The sequence below is a fragment of the Methylobacterium sp. WL103 genome (genome assembly GCF_008039885.1).
Lineage (GTDB): Bacteria > Pseudomonadota > Alphaproteobacteria > Rhizobiales > Beijerinckiaceae > Methylobacterium > Methylobacterium cerastii.
Map to the genome: position 1 here is coordinate 1 of NZ_VRUX01000517.1, position 3,035 is coordinate 3,035.

2 protein-coding genes are annotated in these 3,035 nt (G+C 71.4%); both read right to left on the reverse strand.

The features are described 5' to 3' along the window. Positions 1-994, reverse strand: a 994-nt coding sequence (locus tag FV222_RS21590; RefSeq protein WP_147815605.1) for a PepSY domain-containing protein, incomplete at its 3' end; no start/stop codon positions are given. Position 995: 1 nt separating this feature from the next. Beyond that, the coding region (locus FV222_RS21595; RefSeq protein WP_147815606.1) for a TonB-dependent siderophore receptor at positions 996-3,035 on the reverse strand (2,040 nt) is incomplete at its 5' end.

The window sequence follows — 3,035 nt, forward strand, 5'->3', positions numbered from 1 at the left end:
AGGTGAAGCGCACCTCCGCCGCCGCCGCGCAGGCTTGGCCGCGGATCGATGCGAGGTCGAGCCCGGTGCGGGCGCCGGGCGCGTCGGCGTAGCGCTCCAGCATCGCCTGCGTCGGCGCAGACGGGGAGAACCAGCGGTTCGGGTTCATCGAGAGCCAGCCGCTGACGACGAAGCTCAGCAGCGCCAAGCCGCCGACCAGCCCGCCGACATGGTGCCACCGCGCCAGGCCGCGATAGGGCGTCGCCGCGCCGGAGGGATAGCGGCGGGCGAGCCGCAGCCGCACCAGCCCGAGCGCGAACCCGGTGACGCCCGAGACCACCGCGATCCCGGACACCCACAGGATCACCATGCGCCACAGATCGGCCTTCGCCCGCAGCGGCGTGACGTAGAGCCAGTGCGGGACCGCGCCGAACCAGTTCCAGAACCGCTCGTGCCGCGTGGTGTCGAGGACGACGGCGCCGGTCGGCTCCGAGACGTAGAGCTCGGTGCCCTCCGGGTCGCCGAGCGCGATGCGGTGGAGCGGGCGCGCGGCGTCGTAGCGCTGGTGCACCGTCCACAGGTCGTAGACGACGGTCTCGCGGAACGCCGGGTGCCGGCTGCGCGGATCGTGCCCCGCGACGGCGAGCGCCTCGTCGGGCGTCGCCGGGCCGATCGGGCGCCCGTCGACCGCCGAGACGGCGCGGCGTGCGCCGTCCCATCCGACGACGCGGTAGACCGGCTCGGCGCCCCGCATCGACAGGCTTAAGCCCCGGGGAAAGCGCTCTTCGCCGGCGAGCGCCGCGTCGGGCTCCACCCGGACCGCGTCCCAGGCGATCGCGGGCAGGCCGGCGCGGCGCTCGGGCTCGGTGAGCGTGGGGTAGGCGACGTACATCATCACCGCGCCGCTCGCGAACCACATCGCGAAGAACAGGCCGGTGGCGATGCCGAGCCAGCGGTGGCCGAGATGCAGCCAGCGCTTGCCGGCCTTCGCCAACGCGCGTGCGGAGGACGCCATCTCAGAACGCCGTCGTGAAGGCGACTTCGACCGAGCGCGGGCGCCCGAGCAGCCAGTTCGTGCCGACGCCGTCCACCGCGTTGCCGCTGATCGCGTAGACCTTGTCGAACAGGTTGAAGACGCGGAACGACAGGCGCGAGGCCGGCGTGACCTGATGGTCGAGGCCGAGGTTGACCAGGCCGTAGGCCGGGCGCCGCGCGGTGTTGCCGAAGTCGCTGAACACCTCGCCGACATACTGGAATCCGACCCGCGCCTCCCAGCGCGGCGCGAAGGCGTAGTTGACCCAGAGGTTGGCCACGCGCTCGGGCACGTCGATCGGCTGCTTGCCGGCGTAGGAGACGGTCGCGCCGTCCACCGTCTGGTCGAAGGCGTCGTACTGAGCCCGCAGCAGGGCGAGGTTGGCGTCGAGCCGCCAGAGCGGCGTCACCTGCAGCGAGAACGCGGCCTCGACGCCGGTGGAGGATTGCCGCCCGACCTGGGTCGCGACGTTCGGCTGGCCCGGCACCGCCGAGATCAGGTTGTCCTTGACGATGCGGTAGCCGGCGAGCGTCCACTCGCCCCGGCCGTCCCAGAACACGCCCTTGGCGCCGACCTCGACCTGCTCGCCGGCGGAGAGCTTGAAGCCGGACAGCGACTGCGACAGCGTGATCAGGCTGTTGACCGGGTCGGTGGCGGTGGCGACCTGCGCGTAGAGCGCGGTGTCCGGCGTCGGGTTGAACACCAGCCCGAAGCGGTAGCCGAGCCCCTGGTAGGCCTTCTCGAACTGCGCGGTGCTCACGAGGTTCTCGCGTTGCAGGTTCGAGGCGTCGAAGCGGACGCCGCTGAGGAACGACAGCCGGTCCGAGAGGATCAGCCGGTTCTCGGCGAAGACCGAGGCCTGGTCGGTGCTGGTGGCGTAGGCCGGGCTCGCGCGGCCGTTCACCGGAAACAGCCCCGGATCGTAGCCGACCAGCGGCACGCTGGTGACGAGCCCGGACCCCACGGTCGAGAAGTTGTTGGTGTGGCGGAAGTCGACGTGGTTCACGTCGAAGCCGGCCAGGAAGTCGTTGCGGAAGCCGAGCAGCGTGCCCTTGAACGCGGCGTCGAACCGGTTCCCGACCTGCTCCTGTTGATGGTAGATCTCGGTGTAGTCGCTCCGGTCGACCAGGCCGGTGGTGCGGTTGAAGGCGTAGGTCTCGACGTCGAGCCAGTGGCGCCGGCTCTGCAGCCGGTAGGCGGTGTTGCGGATTGTGACGTCGGCGCTCGGCGTCCACTCGGTCTTGAACTGGGTCCAGTTGTCCGCCCAGGTGATCTTGGAGTCGCGGACGTTGTAGTTGCTGAACCGGATGCGGTCCAAGATGCGCCCCTCGACGAGCGGCGTCCCCCAGTAGCGCGCCGGCTCCTGGTAGCCGAGGTCGTGACTCAGGGTGAAGGCGAGGTCGGGCGTCGCCTGCAGCAGGAGCGCGCCCGAGATCGCGAGGTTGCGGAAGTCGCCCTCCGGGCTCATCCAGCCGCCGGCGCGGTTCCCGCTGACGTTGAGGCGGTAGGCGACCGCGTCGCCGATCGGGCCGCCGGAATCGAGCGCGAGCCGCGCGATGCCGTCCGAGCCGACCCCGGCCCGCACCACGTTGACGGGCGTGAAGGTCGGCTTCTTCGTCACGACGTTGATCACGCCGCCGATCGCCCCGTCGCCGTAGAGCACCGAGGCCGGCCCGCGCAGCACCTCGATGCGCTCGACGTTCCAGGTGTCGAACGGGAAGGTCACGGTGTTGGCGCCGACGAACAGTCGCGTGCCGTCGTAGAGCTGCTGGATCGAGTTCGGCCCCGAGAACCCGCGACTGGTGAAGGCGCCGTTGCCGTTGCCGGGCGCGGCGATGGTGGTGATGCCGGTGGCGTTCTGCGTCACGGCCTCGGCGATCGTGTCCTGCCCGCGCAAGCGCGCGGTCTCGCCGGAGATGATGTCGACGCTGCCGGGGGTCTCCAGCGGCGTGAGGCCGAGGCGGCTCGCGCCGCGATCGGGCGTGCGCAGGTTGAGGCCGACCGGCGCCGCGCGGGTCGGGCC